Source organism: Paraburkholderia sp. J41, from assembly GCF_905220235.1.
In the GTDB taxonomy this organism is placed as follows: Bacteria; Pseudomonadota; Gammaproteobacteria; order Burkholderiales; family Burkholderiaceae; genus Paraburkholderia.
Genome location: NZ_CAJMZE010000006.1, coordinates 146,856 through 161,216, shown reverse-complemented (window position 1 = coordinate 161,216; position 14,361 = coordinate 146,856). Strand labels below are relative to the sequence as shown.

Here is a 14,361-nt window from a genome sequence, read left to right as displayed (position 1 = left end):
GAGGGTGCCGCGGTGAATTCGGCAGGGGTTTCGAGACGCATCGACGTTTCCTTGTATACAACGAAAACGTCAATGCGAGATCCGTGCCAGGACTCGGTAAAAACCCTGAGAATGCCGATTGGATAAGCCTTCCAGCCCGCCCGAGGCGTCTTGCTCGCGCCCCCGCGCCATGCCGTCAGTTGGTGCGCCGTGGCCGGGCTGGTGCCAGCGCGACGGCATCGCGCCCCGTGTCGGTGCGCACCGCGCGCAGGCGTTGCAGCGTGAGATTGTTGACGCTCGCCTGGCTGCCGCCGATATGGCGCGAAACGAGTTCGACGCTCAGCGCGCCGTCGCCCAAGCGGATCGCGTCGAGAATCGCGGCGTGCTCATCGTAGGTTTCGGCGATGCCGTCGCCATGCACGAGATCGAGGCGGCGCACGACGCGTATGCGGTCGGTAACGCGCTGCATCGTCGCGGTAAGTTCGTCGTTGCCGGCCGCCGCCACCAGCGCGTGATGCAGCGCTTCGTCCAGTTCGACGAGCTTGCTGCCGTCGGCGATGCGCTGCGCGCGCCCGACTTTCCAGATTCGGTCGAGCGCGTCGAGCAGCAGATGCAGTTGCGCTTGCGGCGCCTGCGCGCTGCATAGTTTGCGTACCGCGAAGGTCTCGATCATCTGGCGCATTTCGTAAAGATCGTCGAAACGCTTGTTGTCGATCGGCACGACTTCCCAGCCGCTGCGCACGTAGCCTTGCATCAGGCCGTCGCTTTGCAGCCGTTGCAGCGCCTCGCGCGCCGGCGTGCGCGAAACCGCGAAACGCTCGGCGATCGCACCCTCGGTGAGCCGGTCGCCCGGCAGCAGGTGCATGTCGAAGATTTCGCTGCGCAGCGTGTAATAGACGCGGTCCGCGCGCGTCAACGCGGCGTCCGGCGTGGCCGGCGCACTGTCGTCGAGCGTGAGGTTCAGCTTGATGTCGGGCATGGTCGGAAAGCTTATCAAAGACGCATGCCGGGAAGAAAAGAATCGCGACGCCGTGCGTTTGCGGCGATAGCGCCGTTTGCGCCGGCGCGACGCCGTGCGGCACGCGCCCGTTCACGACCGCGCTTCACGACCGCTTTTCATCGCGCCCGCTCGATGTGCTGCGCGACACGCCGCAGCAGCGGGAGGCCGAATACCCGATTGCGCAGCATCCTCACCGCCCTATCACGCCATCCTTCGAAAACAACACCGGCACCCCCTTCCCGTTGATCACGACCGCCGTCAGCGCGGCGCGGTCGGCGCGCTGTGTCGCGGTGAAGTCCGGCGAGCCGCTTCGTGTTTCGAGCATGAAGCCATCGAGCCCGACACCCGCCACACCGTCGCGCGTGCCCACCAGATCGGTAATCGACCCGCTTGCGTGCGAATCGACATGCGACCACGTTTCGCCCCCGTCGCGACTCTCGTACAGATTGCCGAGCAGACCGCCGACAAAGAGCCGGCCGTCCGCCGCCGCGATCCCCGCCCAAAGCGAACCCTTGCCGCCCGTCTCCCGCCACTCCCAGTTCGCGCCGCCGTCTCTCGACCGCAATACCGCCCCCTGCTCCGCCGTCACGTAGATCGAATTCGCGCGATCGGCAAAGACACGGTACAGGTTCCGGTCCGCACGACTGCCGCCCGCCGGCTTCGGCACCGGAACGCGCGTCCAGGTATTCCCGCCGTCGTGCGTCGCGAGCAACAGCGACCAAAGCCCGGCCGCATAGCCATCGCGCGCATTGAGAAAATCGACCGAGAAAAGCGGCTGGTCCGTCGACGTATCCACTCGTTGCAGTTTCCACGTCTCGCCGCCGTCGTGGGTGGCGATAATCGTCCCCCAATGGCCGGCCGCCCAGCCATGCGTCGAATCCGCAAACGTCACGGCGGTGAGGGTCGAACTCACCGGCACTTTGGCGGCCTGACGAAACGAGCGGCCGCCGTCGTCGGACAGCAGCACGATGCCGTGCTCGCCCACCGCCACGATACGTGCGCCGGCGCGCGCGGCGTCGAGCATCGTCTTGCGTTCAGGGGCACGCCAGGCATGGGCGGGCGCTTCGAGGAGCGTGGCGGGTTTGTCGTCCGTTTGCGCGAGCACGGGCAAGCTGGCGCACAACGCCGCACACACGGCGATTGTTTTCAGCATGGCTATCTCTTCCAGTGAGGTCGTTCGGATCAGTGGCTCAGCAGCCCGGGAGCGCGCGCGGGCTTCGTTCGAGGGAACCAGCGTTCAAGCAGCGAAGCGAACGCGGGCAGCGCAATCATCGCCATCAGCAGGTTGACCACGAACATGAAGGCCAGCAGCTTGCCCATATCCGCCTGGAATTTGAGCGCGGAGAAGCTCCACGTCGCCACGCCGACAGCCAGCGTGATCGCCGTAAAGATCGTCGCCACGCCGACTTCGAGCAGTGCATGCTCCACCGCTTTCACGATGTTTTCGCCGCCGGCAAGATGCAGTTGCAGCCGGTTGTAGATATAGAAGGCGTAGTCGACGCCGATGCCCACGGCGAGCACCATGACGGGAAGCGTCGCAACCGTGAGTCCGATATGCAGCGCCTTCATGAACCAGTAGCCCACGAATGTCGCCACGGTGAGCGGCGCACAGCAGGCCACCATCGCACGCCAGTCGCGGTAGGCGAGGAACACGAGAATCAGGATTGCCGCATACACATAGAGCATCATCGGCAATTCGCTTTTCGCCACTTCTTCGTTGGTTGCCGCGAGCACCCCGGCGTTGCCCGCCGCGAGGCGTATCGCGACCCCGGGCATCTCGTGCGTTGCGCGATACTGCTTCACGTCGGCGAGAATGCGATTGATCGTCGTTGCCTTGTGATCGGCAAGGAAAAGGTGAACGGCGGTCATGCTACAGTCGCTGTTCATGAAGCCTTTCACACGCCCGACCTCGGCCGCCAGCGCACCGTAATTGCTGGCGTCGATCGGCACCACGTTCATCTTCGGATAGCCTTCGTTGTAGCCCTCGTTGTACGTGCGCAGCATCGCCGGGAACGACTGCACCGACACCACGCCCGGCTCCGTTTGCATGGCGGTCGCAAAATCGTCCTCATAAAAACCGAGTGCGGGCTTGTCGCACGACGAGCCGTTCGATTCGAAAACCACCGTGAGCCAGTCCAGTCCCACGTCGTAGTTGCCTGCAATCGAAAGCGCGTCGCGGTTGAAGCGCGCATCCGCGCGCAATTCCGGCGCGCCCGGTTCGAGCGTGCCGATGACGCGTTCGCGGCTTTGCCACACGGCCACGGCGAACACGACGATCGTGAGCGCCACGACGAGCGGCGCGTAGCGCGGCTCGGCCACGCGCGCGAGCCCCTTGAGCCACGCCGAACGGCGCTCGCGGCGCGCAAGGGCGCGGTCCGCATAGGTCTTCGTGAAATCGAAGCAGGACGCGACGACCGGCAGCATGAAGAGATTCGTCACGATCTTGTAGCCGACCCCGAGCGAAGCCGTGATGGCCAGTTCCTGCACCATGGGAATCGGAATCAGCAACAGCGTGACGAACGAAACAAAGGCGGTGACGAGCGCGAGCGTGCCCGGCACCAGCAATCCGCTGAAGCTGTGGCGCGCGGCCTCGAACGGCGTGCGTCCAAGCGAAAGTTCGCGCACGATGTAGTTGACCTGCTGAACGCCGTGAGACACCCCGATGGCGAAAACGAGAAACGGCACGAGCACGGCAAGCGGATCGAGCCCGAAACCGAGCAGCTTGAGCGTGCCGAACTGCCAGACGAGCGATGTCAACGAACACGCGATCGGCAGGACCGTGAAGCGGATGGAGTGGCTGTACCAATACACCGCGAGCGCGGTAAGAACGAGCGCGATGCCGCAAAAGCCGAGCACCGAGGTCGCGCCGTCGGCAATGTCGCCGATCTGCTTGGCGAAGCCGATGATCTGGATTTCGTAGCCCGCGTCCTCGAACGGCTTGCAGATCTGGCTCTCCAGCAAGCGGTTGAACGCCAGGTAGTCGAGCACCTTGCCGGACCGGTCCCGTTCGGTGAGTTCCGCCGTGATCATCGCGCTGTCTTCGCCATGCGAAACGAGCGTGCCGATATAGCCGCCCTGTGTCGTGGAGCGGCGAATCTTCTCGACGATCGCGGGCGTCAACTGGTCCGGCGTGACCGTGCCGCTGATGATCGGATCGGCACGAAAGCCGTCTTCCGTGATCTCGTTGACATAAGCGTTAGGTGTCCAAAGCGACTGCACGCCCAACCGGTCCACGTTCGGCAGATACGTTACGGCCTGCGTGACCTTGTACAAACGCGCGAGCCCCTCGGGCGTCCAGATGGAGCCCTTGCGCGCGCGCACCACCACCGTGATGCGGTTCGCCCCGAACAGGTCGTTCCGGTACTTCTGGAAGGTCTCGATGTACTCGTGACCGATCGGCATCTGCTTGTCGAAGCCCGCGTCCATGCGCAACTGCGCGGCGAACACGGCCATGACCGCGGTGAATGCCGCGATCGCGATCAGCACGACGGCACGATGACTGAACAGAAGCGTCTCAAGACGACAGACCAGGCGATTTAGCACGAAAATTTCCCTTCAGTTTGGCAGCCGACGCTCGGCGGCAAGAACCGGCTCCCGTTCGATACCTCAGAAGTTACGGGTCGCGAACATGCCGACAAAATTGCGATCTGCGAAAGGCTGGCCCACGGTCTGGTGGCCGCCAAAGAACGCGGTGAAGTTGATCCCGGCCTGCCACAACGCCGGGTTCTGGTTGAACAGCACGTAGACGTTGACCGACTTCGCGCCCTGAAGGTAATTCGCGGAAAACGTCGGCGTATAGCCGTAGAGCGCGTCCGAGAACGTCACGCCGGGCGTGACCTGCCAGCCCGGAATGAGGCTGCCGTCGTAAGTCCAGTTGAAATCGACGGTCGCGCCTACCGAACTGGACGTGCCCTGCGCCATGACGATCGGATAGCCGGCGCCCGAACCGTAGTTGAGCCACGGCAGATAGCCGGCGGCCGGGACCTGCGTCACAGACTGGCCGTCCACCGTGCGCGTCACGCCGCTCGAACTGACGCCCGGATAGTAGATCCACGTCAGCTCGGTCGTCAGCACGGCCATATCCGCGCCGATCAGCTTGAGGAACGGGTACTCGCTGCGCGTGAGGCTGAGAATGCCGTTGATGTCGTACTGAATTTTCTTCTTGTCGGCCCACTGCTGGCAGTTGACGCCGACAATGCCATTGGTGTTCGAATCGAGCGGACCGCCCGCGCCGAAACAGCTCGAAAGCGCAACGGCATCGTGCGGACGATACGAGAGTTCAGTGCCGATTGCCCATTCCCCGAGCCCGAAGTTCGCGCTCACGCCGAAAAGCTGACGATTCTGAAGATAGGAGAACTGAGCAGTCCCGTTGGGCAGCGCCGATACCACCGGCGACTTGTCGGTATAGTTTTCGTAGTAGAACGCAAAGTTCGCGTCGATCGTTCGCGGCCGGTAGTTGAACTTCACGCCGAATTGCGGCCGATATTTCGAGGGCAGCGCCGTGGACACGGGAATGCCGATCGAATTGAACGGCGGCCCGGCAAACACGCCGTCGACCAGCCCGCCGTTGATCGCCGCGATCGTTCCCGCGTTGCCGCTGTTGGGCCCCGCGATGGTTCCCGCGCTGGGGCCCGCCACGTTGAGATTGTTCGTGCTCAGCGTAAGCGGTTCCGCGCCGCGGCCGAAACTGTTCGTGATCGACCAGTACGTGCCGACCGGCGGATAGCGGTTTCCGTTCCACTGAAACTGATAGTAGTCCTCAGTACTGAAGCCGTGCGAAAGATCGGCGGCGAAACTCAGCATCGGCGCCGGCCGCAACGCCTGCTTGAGCTGCGTGCCCGGAATCAGCAGCTTCTGGATATCCAGCGAGTTGGTCGCATTGATGCCGCCCGCCGCGAACGCGCTCTCGCCCCAGTTGATCACCTGGTTGCCCAGCCTCAGGTGCGCCGGCCTGTCGCCGATGGTGAAATCCTTTTCGACCCACAAATCGAGCAGTTGGGTGTCGTACACCGCCTGGGACGCCGCCGCGCTCGTGAGCGGCGTTCTCGCCGTGTCCTTCGCGAGAAAATCGTACATGCCCGTGCCGCGCACCATGAACTTCACGCCCTCGCCCGGCATGGTCAGCAGCAGTTCGCTGGTCGCGCTGACATACGTGCTATAAAGCTGGCCTTTCCGGTAATTCAGGTTGCCGTTGTCGCCGAAGCCCCATTGATCCGTGTTGGCCGCCGCTCCGCAACCCGCGGCGTTGGGATCGCCGGTCAGCGAACAGCTCGGATTTTTCAGGCGTATGCCGGCGCCCGCCGTGAGGTTGGTCACCCACGACCCCTGCATGTCGCCCAAGCCCGTCGTGAACTCGTAGCCGTATGCGCTCGGGGTCGCCGCGCCCAACGCGACGAGTGAAGCGCAAACCGACTTGCCTATCCCCTGTCCCTTCATGGCTATCCTCATTGTATTTGTCGAGGCGCGTGGCTCAGGCGTGTCCTGGCCCGCGCCTCTTGTGCCGTACCCGGATCAACGCTCGCTGATCGATCGCAAGGTCTCCGAACCGTAGTAGTCCGACCTGAAGCGGCTATCGTTCGACTGCGCGTACCAGTGAATATCCTTTCCCGCGCCGATCGGCGACTGATCGAACACGTAGCGTCCGTCGTTCAGGTCGTACTGCACGAACGTTTCAAGGTCGCACGCGCCGCCCAGTTCCCAGACCGGAATCGGATACCCCTCGCGCACCTTCCAGAGCTTGCCTTGTGCGTCGTAGTCCTCGCCGACGAGCGCGAGCCAACTGTCCTCGTCGAGATAGAAGACCTTCTTCGACGCGACGTGCCGCGCCGTCGGCTTGACTGTCGCCTCGACAACCCAGACGCGATGCATCTCGTAGCGCCGGCTCGCCTCGGTCAGACCTTCTGGCTTCGCGATGTCGGAGAACTTCGCGTTGAAGTTGTACATGGCGAAGTCGTTGTACGGAACGATCATTTCGCGCTTGCCGACCAGCTTCCAGTCGAAGCGGTCGATGAAGCCGTTGAACATGTTCGCGTCGTCGACCGTGTACTGATTCTCGTAGCCGATCTGCGGCGCGTCGTGCGTATACGCCGGCATGCGGCGCACGCGGCGCTGGCCCGGGAAGTAGTAGAACGTTTCGGAGTCCTTGTCGTAGTACTGCCGCTGCATCCCGCCCTGCCCGGCCATCGCGGCCGGCGAGTTGTAGCCGAAGTAGCCTGCAAGGCTAAGCTGGTCGACGTCGCCCGGCGTATTCTTGCCAAGCTTGCCCGCCGGGAAATAGAAACTCTGCGGTCCCATCGTCATGATCCAGTCGTCGCTGCCCGGACGCGGCGAAACGGCTGTCGTCGTCGAAGGCCACTCGATACCGAGGCCGCGATAGCGGTACTCGTAGTTCAGGATGGCCTGCGCGCCGTTCTGCGGCTTCGGAAAGGCGACACCCGGAAAATACGCCGACTGAAGCATCGAGCCGCTCGCGTCGAGCTTCGCGGCGGTAAGGTTCTCGCGCGAATTCTGCTCGGCGACGTCGGGAAGCTGGCACTCGCGGTGCGCCGGATAGACATCCATCCGGTATCCCTTGCGCTGCTTGATCAACTGAACCTGACCGGCCGAAAGGTGCTCGGCATACTTGTCGACATTCGAGGCGTCGATCGAATACAGCGGCTTCTCCGCGCGGTGCTTCCAGAAGTCGCCGCGATATTTCCCGTATGCCCAGCCCTGCTCGGGCGCCTCGCGCCCCGCGAACGCGGGGACGACTCCATCGCTGCTCGCCGCAGGATTGGCGCCTGCCGGCGTGAAGTTGTCCGCGGCCGCCGCCAGGCAGACAACCGAAACAGTGGCCGCGACGACACACGCGGCACTCATGCTCCGCTTTTTCATCATCCCTCTCCCTTCCATTTGGGCGCACGTCCCTCGCAGGCACGTGCGCGGTATCGGTCGGCCCTGGACACGGGCCGGCAAACATCGCTCTCAGGTCCACGGCAGCGGTTTGTGGCTGCCCGATCAATCACGCCACGTCGTCTTCGCGATGCGGCGCCACGTCGTTTTTTTGACGGCGCGCGTGGCGCTCAAGCCGGTCCGACTTTAACGGACCGGCCGTTGCGCGCCTGGCCCGAATCGGCAACTCGCGCCTTCGGGAAAATACGGGTGTGCCAGGTTGAACCCGGCTTTCGCCGGTTTTTTTTCCGTGATACGGTCCTCCGCCATGCGTGTCGCAAGACGGAGGTGCGCTCGCCCGCACGCTTCAAAACCTCTCCCCGGAATTCAGAAACTCTCTTCAAGAGGGCCGGCGTAACCGGCCCTCCCGGCTTCGAACCTTGCAATGGCTACTCACTATTCCGTCAGGCATTACGCCGACGCCGGCGAACATGCCCAGCAGCTCGCCAACATCAAGCAGCAATACTTTCAAATCGAAAGAGGGAAGTTCGGCAGCACCCTGGAACAGTTCGACCTGGACGGGCTGCATCTTTTCTGCGAACAGGTCAACCGGCGGGTCGTGGAATGCGGCCGGATCTCGGCAGGCATGGTTGGCATCGGCTGGGTTTCGCATTCGTCGGTGGCGCCCACCTCGCGCGGCCGCGAAATCACCAATCGCACCATCAGCGCCGCGCGCAGCGACAACGACTGGGTCGTGCATCTTCCCTCGGACGCCACGATGTTCGGCATTACCCTGGCCGAATCGGAATTCGACGGGCTGGCCGAACACCTCAGGCGTGCGGGGAACCGGCGCGACGCCCGGTGCGACGCCCCCACGCCCACCGGCGAAACGTCACCCGTAGCGCTTCTCAGGCTCCATGCGCGCGTGGGCGAACTCAGGGCTCACGCCGATCGGCTCGCGTGCCCCGCCACGCGATACGCATTCCGCAAAGCGCTGCTCGACGACGTGTTTCTCGCCATGGAGGAACTCGCGCCTGCGCCGCGCGAGGACTTGACGCGGCTCACCTATAGCGAGATCGTGCGGCGCAGCCAGGACTACGTCATGCGTCACGCGGGCAATCCGGTGACGGTTCTCGATCTCTGCACCGAGCTGCGTGTGAGCCGCCGCACGCTGCAAACGTGCTTCCGGCAAATCACGGGCGAGTCGCCTGCCGACTATCTGCGCGCGGTACGGCTGTGCGGCGTGCGCAAGATGCTGCGCGAGGAGCGCGCCGCGCAAATGAGCATTGCGAGCATCGCCGCCCGTTGGGGTTTCGTCCATCTCGGCAAATTCGCCAGCAACTACCGGCGCCTGTTCGGCGAGTTGCCCTCGCAGACTTCGCGCTTCGGCACGCTCGCCTGAACGCCTGAACGCACTGCGCCGAACGCCCGACACTCGCACCGAAACTCAAACCGAAACTCAAACCGAAACTCAAACCGAAACTCAAACCGAAACTCAAACCGAAACTCAAACCGAAACTCAAACCGAAAACCGCGCGGGCCTCGCGCGGTTTTTTTTTTTACGACGCCCAGCGCGATAGCGGTCATCAACAGGGCGGCAGGCGTTCGGCCGAGCGCGCTCGGCGCGGCCTCGGCGCCGTCACGCCCCACCAGGGCAAGCCCTCATCCACGGTCTGCCGATTCGAGCCATCGAGTCCGCGCGTACCGTATTACAGTCCGCTCCAAATCGAGATTCGATCGAGGAGTGAACATGACCATCAGAAAGCGCGCTGCGGCTGCCGCGGCGGTTCTGGCATTCGCGTGCGCCGCAACGGCCGCCGAGAAGCCGGAAGAGTTGACCATCCAGAAGTTGCCGGCCTGGCATCCTCACGAGATTTTCATCGTCGATCCGTCCGGAGACGCCGCGACCGACGGCCGTGTCTACCTGTACGACGCGGACGCGCGCAAGGAGCTTGGCCAGATCGACGCAGGCTTTCTTCCGGGCTTCGTCATCTCGCCCGACCACAAGACGAGCGTCGTCGCGACGACCTATTTTTCGCGCGGCTCGCATGGCACGCGCACGGACGTCATGGAGTTCACCGACAACAGCACGCTCGATCACACCGGCGAAACGATCATCCCGCCGAAGCACGCCCAGTCCGTTCCGTCGTCCTGGAACACGACCTTCAGCTCCGACGGCAAGCGTATCTACGTGGCGAATCTCACGCCGTCGGCCTCGGTGAGCGTGGTGGACGCGCACTCGCGCAAGCTGACCGGCGAAATCGACATGGCCGCCTGCGTGCTGGCCTTGCCGAGCGGCCCGAACAAATTCACGGCGCTGTGCGAAAGCGGCAAGGCGCTGACCATCACGCTCGACGCCGCCGGCAAGGAAAGCCGCCGCGCGATGTCCGAAGCGTTCATCGACGTGGAACGTGATCCGGCGTTCGCCAACGCCTCGCCGTCGCAAGGCGGCTACGTCTTCACCACCTTTCACGGCATGGTTCGCACTGCTGATTTTCGCGGCGACAAGGCCGTGTTCGGTTCGCCCTGGACGCTTCTCACCGACGCCGAACGCGCTGCCGGATGGCGGCCCGGCGGCCTCCAGCCGACCGCGGTCCACGACAAGACGCATCGCCTCTACGTCGCCATGCATCAAGGCGCGGACGGCTCGCACAAGGAGTCCGCCAGCGAAATCTGGGTGTTCGACCTGAGCACCCGCAAGCGCATCGCGCGCTGGAGCCTTGCGGATCAGAAGATTCGGCCGCTCGTGGCGTCGATTCAGGTCAGCGAGGACGATCATCCCCTGCTCTACGGCCTCACGCTGACCGGCGATCTGGTGGTGATGGACGCCCAGACCGGCAAGCTGCACTACATCACGCAACACGTAGCGCGCACGCCGACGCTGCTCGTGAACCCCTGAGGCCGCCATGCAGATCGACCCCGTTCTCGCCAGCGCCGTGCAATCGGGCGCGGCGATCATCGTCTTGCTGGGCGCACTGGCCAAGTGGAAGCGTCCTGCCGCGTTCCGCGACGCACTCGCCGCGTGGCAGATCGTGCCGGAAAGACTCGCCTGGCCCGGCGCCATCGCCATAGCGGCAGCGGAAACGCTCGGCGCACTCGCGCTCCTTTGCAAGGAAACGCGCGTCGATGGCGCGACGCTGCTCATCGCCCTGTTCGCCCTCTTCGCTGCGGGTCTCGCGCTCAACATCCTGCGCGGCCATACGGACATTGATTGCGGCTGCTCGGGCCTCGCTTCGCTCGCGCAAAGCGGGCCGGACGCCGTCCCGCGCGGCATCGGCTGGTGGCACGTCGCGCGGCTCGGCCTGCTTGCCGCGCTCACCGCCACGGCGTACCTGGAGAGCACCGCGCGCGCCACCGTCTCATTCGACCATCTCACGCTTTTATTCGCTGTCCTGTCGATCGTCTGCGTGCTGCTCACGCTGGACGCACTGATCGCCAACGGCCCGAAGCTCGAACACCTGAGGAATTCATGATGCAAACCGCTCTTGCCGTCTCCACCGCCATGCTCTGGGTCGCCGTACTCGCGCTGGGTGCGATCTGCCTCGCGCTCGTTCGTCAGGTCGGCATTCTGTACGAACGCATCATGCCGGCCGGCGCACTGATGATCGACAAGGGTCCGGCCGTCGGCACGCTCGCGCCGGTTTTCGAACTGGCCGATATCCACGGGCGCGCGGTGAAGGTCGGCGGCCTCGATGCAACCGGCAAGGCCACGTTGCTGTTCTTCCTGTCGCCCACGTGTCCGGTCTGCAAGAAGCTCCTGCCGCTGCTGCCTTCGATTCAGACGAGCGAAGCGACGCCCGTCAACGTCGTGCTGGCAAGCGACGGCGACCTGGCCGAACACACGCGCTTCGCGCGGAAGCAACAGCTCGAGCGCTTCCCGTACGTGCTTTCCCAGGAACTCGGCATGGCTTACCAGATCGGCAAGCTTCCTTACGCCGTCCTGCTCGACGAAAGCGGCAAGGTGCGCGCCAAGGGTCTCGTCAATACGCGCGAGCACCTCGAAAGCCTGTTCGAAGCGAAGGAACGGGGCGTTGCCTCCTTGCAGCAGTACGTGCATGGTCAACAGCACGCGTGAGCACCGCCCTTCATTCAATTTGACCGGAGATTTCCTGTATGGCCTGGTTTGATTCATGGTTCGAGCATTCCGCGCGCGGCGTAGCGCAGCGAAGCTCCCGGCGCAGCGCGATGGCGCGGCTCGGCAAGGTACTGGTCGGCTCGGCGCTGGTTCCCTTGCTGCCCGTGGATCGCACGTCTTACGCGGCGGACAGGCCCGCTGCCGCAAGCGGTGCGGGCGCGGCAGCCCTGGCGCCGGGCGTGGACGACCCCACGAGCTGCGACTACTGGAAGTACTGCGCTATCGACGGCTGGCTATGCAGTTGCTGCGGCGGCACGTCGAGCAGTTGCCCGCCGGGCACGACGGCCTCGCCGATTACCTGGATCGGCACCTGCCGCAATCCGCACGATGGCTCCGACTACATCGTTTCGTACAACGACTGCTGCGGCAAGACTTCCTGCGGGCAATGCTTCTGCAACCGCAACGAACGCGAAAAGCCGCTCTACAAACTTTCTCTGAACAACGACATCAACTGGTGCATGGCGAACAGCAATTCGAATTACCACTGCTCGGTTTCCGTGCTGCTGGGAGCCGCCAAACAATGAAAATCGACGCCCTCAAATCCTGCGGCGCTGCCGTGCTCTGCGCGCTCGGCATCGCAACCGGCACGGCGCACGCCGATGCGATCCGCTTTCCGGCAGGCAAGACCACGTTCGACGCCCGCTGCGCCGTCTGTCACCAAGCCGGCGGCAAGGGACAGGACGGCCTCGCGCCGCCGCTCACCGCGTATCCCGGCCACTATGCGGCCTCGGCACAAGGCCGGCATCAGCTTCCGGATACGGTTCTGCACGGCATGTACGGGGAAATCCGCGTCGCGGACAAGACCTACAACTTCAAGATGCCCAACTTCGACAGTCTGAGCGACGACGAACTCGCCCAGGTGCTGAACTATGTCGTATTCGACCTGAGCGGCAGCAGCCACGGCGCGGCGAAGCCGTTCACGGCGGCGGAAATCAAGGCCGCGCGCGCGAAAGCGATGGACGCCGGCGCCGTCTATGCGCAGCGAGCCGCCGTCACGAAAGCGCTAGGCCTGCGATGAAATCCGCTTTCCGGTCGATGACCTGCTGCCTCGCGCTGGTCTCGGTCTGGACGAGTGCCGCGACGGCGGCCGGGGTCGGCGCGCCCGCCGGCCAGGACAGCGCATGGCCCCTCGCCCGGCAGCACTGGGTCCAGAATTGCATGGGCTGCCACACGGCCACCGGCGGCGGCATTGCCGGAAAAGTCCCGCCGCTCGCGCATTCGCTCGGCTATTTCGAGCGCGTGCCGGGCGGGCGCGAGTACGTCATGCGCGTGCCGGGCGCATCCAACTCCGCGCTCTCGGATCAGCAGTTGGCCGACGTGCTGAACTGGCTGCTCATCACGATGAACCGCGAGGCAATTCCGCCGGACTTCAAGCCCTATACGGCGGCCGAAGTCGCGGAACACCGCCGCCCCGCGTTCGCCGACGTCGCCCCGCGCCGGGCCGCGCTCGTGCGCGAAATGCAACGGCGCGGCATTCACGAGGTCGCACCCAATTACTGAAACGGCACTGCGCCCGTTCGAGTTTCGTCCGTTGATGCCCGGCCTTCGGCGCGACGCGATTCAGGCAGCGGTTGTGCGCCGCACCGCGAGGCGCAATGCCTCGACATCGAGAATGTCGATCGCGCGGTAGCGGGTCTCGATCCACCGCGCCGCCCGGAACTGCCTCAAGGCCGCCGCGACCGCCTCGCGCGTCACGCCCAGCGCTTCGGCAATATCCGCTTGCCGCACGCCGAGGGTCCGCGCGCCCGCGCCCCGCTCCGTCTCGCCGACGAGAAATTGCGCGACCCGTTGCGGCACCGAGAGGCGCAGCGCGCTGTCGAGCCTGTCCGCGGCATGAATCAGCCTTTCGGCAAGCTCCGCGAGCAGCCGGTCGCGCAGACACGGCTTGCGATCCAGCAGCTCCCTGAACTGGCGATCGGAGATGCGCAGCAGCCGCACGGGGCCGACCGCCACGGCGTCGTGAGTGCGCGCGCGCCCCGTGAGCAATGGAATCTCGCCGAACGTCTCCCCCGGCCCGAAAACGGCCGCATTCACCTTGCGCCCGTCGAGGTCGAGACGGCTGAAACTCACCTGCCCCTCGATGATGACCTGTAGCGATCTATCGCGGTCGCCCTGCCGGTGGATCGTCTGCCCCGGGCGATAGCGCACTTCCTTGCCCCCGGCGAACAATTCGGCTCGCGCTGCATCGTCGAGCGTGGCGAACAGCAGATGAGGGCCGCGAGGGTCCTGGGCAGTCATCGATAACCCCAAAATTGTGAATCCGTTCATATTCTACCGGCTACCCGGCTGATAAAAGTTTCGCGTGGCAAGCGTGGCATCGCGGTCCATCAGCGGCGAAAGTCAGCGGCGAAAGTCAGCGGCGAAAGTCAGCGGCGAA

Annotated in this window: 13 protein-coding genes; 7 read left to right on the top strand and 6 right to left on the bottom strand. The window is 64.4% G+C overall.

All coding sequences use genetic code 11. The features are described from left to right. Positions 1–175: 175 nt before the first annotated feature. From U5805_RS08430 to U5805_RS08410, 5 genes are all read right to left on the bottom strand, one after another. Complete coding sequence (locus U5805_RS08430) at positions 176–958, bottom strand: GntR family transcriptional regulator (protein ID WP_322103010.1); 783 nt, start codon at positions 956–958, stop codon at positions 176–178. Positions 959–1,169: 211 nt separating this feature from the next. Beyond that, positions 1,170–2,132 (bottom strand): WD40/YVTN/BNR-like repeat-containing protein, encoded by a 963-nt coding sequence (locus tag U5805_RS08425; protein ID WP_322103009.1) that lies wholly within the window; start codon positions 2,130–2,132, stop codon positions 1,170–1,172. A gap of 29 nt (positions 2,133–2,161) precedes the next feature. Then, positions 2,162–4,522 carry an efflux RND transporter permease subunit gene (locus tag U5805_RS08420; RefSeq protein WP_322103008.1) on the bottom strand — a complete coding sequence of 787 codons (2,361 nt, stop codon included), beginning with the start codon at positions 4,520–4,522 and terminating at the stop codon, positions 2,162–2,164. 63 nt (positions 4,523–4,585) lie between these two features. Then, the gene (locus U5805_RS08415) at positions 4,586–6,415 is read right to left on the bottom strand and encodes a DUF1302 domain-containing protein (protein WP_322103007.1); all 1,830 of its coding nucleotides are present in this window, start codon (positions 6,413–6,415) and stop codon (positions 4,586–4,588) included. A gap of 75 nt (positions 6,416–6,490) precedes the next feature. Beyond that, positions 6,491–7,855 (bottom strand): DUF1329 domain-containing protein, encoded by a 1,365-nt coding sequence (locus U5805_RS08410; protein WP_415914557.1) that lies wholly within the window; start codon positions 7,853–7,855, stop codon positions 6,491–6,493. Positions 7,856–8,294: 439 nt separating this feature from the next. Between U5805_RS08410 and U5805_RS08405 the strand changes: the two genes are divergently transcribed. The 7 genes from U5805_RS08405 to U5805_RS08375 all read left to right on the top strand — a co-directional run bounded on the left by U5805_RS08405 (position 8,295) and on the right by U5805_RS08375 (position 13,484). Continuing rightward, complete coding sequence (locus U5805_RS08405; RefSeq protein ID WP_322103005.1) at positions 8,295–9,251, top strand: helix-turn-helix domain-containing protein; 957 nt, start codon at positions 8,295–8,297, stop codon at positions 9,249–9,251. 348 nt (positions 9,252–9,599) lie between these two features. Beyond that, a complete protein-coding gene (locus U5805_RS08400) occupies positions 9,600–10,748 on the top strand; it encodes an amine dehydrogenase large subunit (protein WP_322103004.1) in 1,149 nt (382 codons plus the stop codon). A 7-nt stretch (positions 10,749–10,755) separates the two neighbouring features. Next, a complete protein-coding gene (locus tag U5805_RS08395) occupies positions 10,756–11,322 on the top strand; it encodes a MauE/DoxX family redox-associated membrane protein (protein WP_322103003.1) in 567 nt (188 codons plus the stop codon). After that, positions 11,319–11,924: a methylamine dehydrogenase accessory protein MauD gene (gene mauD / locus U5805_RS08390; protein WP_322103002.1), complete on the top strand. Its 606-nt coding sequence runs from the start codon at positions 11,319–11,321 to the stop codon at positions 11,922–11,924. The genes U5805_RS08395 and mauD overlap by 4 nt, the downstream gene beginning before the upstream one ends. A gap of 38 nt (positions 11,925–11,962) precedes the next feature. Then, the gene (locus tag U5805_RS08385) at positions 11,963–12,508 is read left to right on the top strand and encodes a methylamine dehydrogenase light chain (protein ID WP_322103001.1); all 546 of its coding nucleotides are present in this window, start codon (positions 11,963–11,965) and stop codon (positions 12,506–12,508) included. Further along, positions 12,505–13,002, top strand: coding sequence for a cytochrome c (locus U5805_RS08380; protein WP_322103000.1), 498 nt, complete (start codon positions 12,505–12,507; stop codon positions 13,000–13,002). Before U5805_RS08385 ends, U5805_RS08380 begins: the two co-directional genes overlap by 4 nt. 17 nt (positions 13,003–13,019) lie before the next feature. Beyond that, the gene (locus U5805_RS08375; RefSeq protein WP_415914560.1) at positions 13,020–13,484 is read left to right on the top strand and encodes a c-type cytochrome; all 465 of its coding nucleotides are present in this window, start codon (positions 13,020–13,022) and stop codon (positions 13,482–13,484) included. A 60-nt stretch (positions 13,485–13,544) separates the two neighbouring features. On the opposite strand, the gene U5805_RS08370 is transcribed toward U5805_RS08375, so the two are convergent. Then, a complete protein-coding gene (locus U5805_RS08370) occupies positions 13,545–14,222 on the bottom strand; it encodes a Crp/Fnr family transcriptional regulator (RefSeq protein WP_322102998.1) in 678 nt (225 codons plus the stop codon). Positions 14,223–14,361: the final 139 nt, after the last annotated feature.

What these genes read in the sequence shown, in the direction of transcription:
- U5805_RS08430 (WP_322103010.1), bottom strand. Translation starts at nt 958, where the DNA reads ATGCCCGACATCAAGCTGAACCTCACGCTCGACGACAGTGCGCCGGCC.
- U5805_RS08425 (WP_322103009.1), bottom strand. Translation starts at nt 2,132, where the DNA reads ATGCTGAAAACAATCGCCGTGTGTGCGGCGTTGTGCGCCAGCTTGCCC.
- U5805_RS08415 (WP_322103007.1), bottom strand. Translation starts at nt 6,415, where the DNA reads ATGAAGGGACAGGGGATAGGCAAGTCGGTTTGCGCTTCACTCGTCGCG.
- U5805_RS08410 (WP_415914557.1), bottom strand. Translation starts at nt 7,855, where the DNA reads ATGATGAAAAAGCGGAGCATGAGTGCCGCGTGTGTCGTCGCGGCCACT.
- U5805_RS08405 (WP_322103005.1), top strand. Translation starts at nt 8,295, where the DNA reads ATGGCTACTCACTATTCCGTCAGGCATTACGCCGACGCCGGCGAACAT.
- U5805_RS08400 (WP_322103004.1), top strand. Translation starts at nt 9,600, where the DNA reads ATGACCATCAGAAAGCGCGCTGCGGCTGCCGCGGCGGTTCTGGCATTC.
- U5805_RS08395 (WP_322103003.1), top strand. Translation starts at nt 10,756, where the DNA reads ATGCAGATCGACCCCGTTCTCGCCAGCGCCGTGCAATCGGGCGCGGCG.
- mauD (WP_322103002.1), top strand. Translation starts at nt 11,319, where the DNA reads ATGATGCAAACCGCTCTTGCCGTCTCCACCGCCATGCTCTGGGTCGCC.
- U5805_RS08385 (WP_322103001.1), top strand. Translation starts at nt 11,963, where the DNA reads ATGGCCTGGTTTGATTCATGGTTCGAGCATTCCGCGCGCGGCGTAGCG.
- U5805_RS08380 (WP_322103000.1), top strand. Translation starts at nt 12,505, where the DNA reads ATGAAAATCGACGCCCTCAAATCCTGCGGCGCTGCCGTGCTCTGCGCG.
- U5805_RS08375 (WP_415914560.1), top strand. Translation starts at nt 13,020, where the DNA reads ATGACCTGCTGCCTCGCGCTGGTCTCGGTCTGGACGAGTGCCGCGACG.
- U5805_RS08370 (WP_322102998.1), bottom strand. Translation starts at nt 14,222, where the DNA reads ATGACTGCCCAGGACCCTCGCGGCCCTCATCTGCTGTTCGCCACGCTC.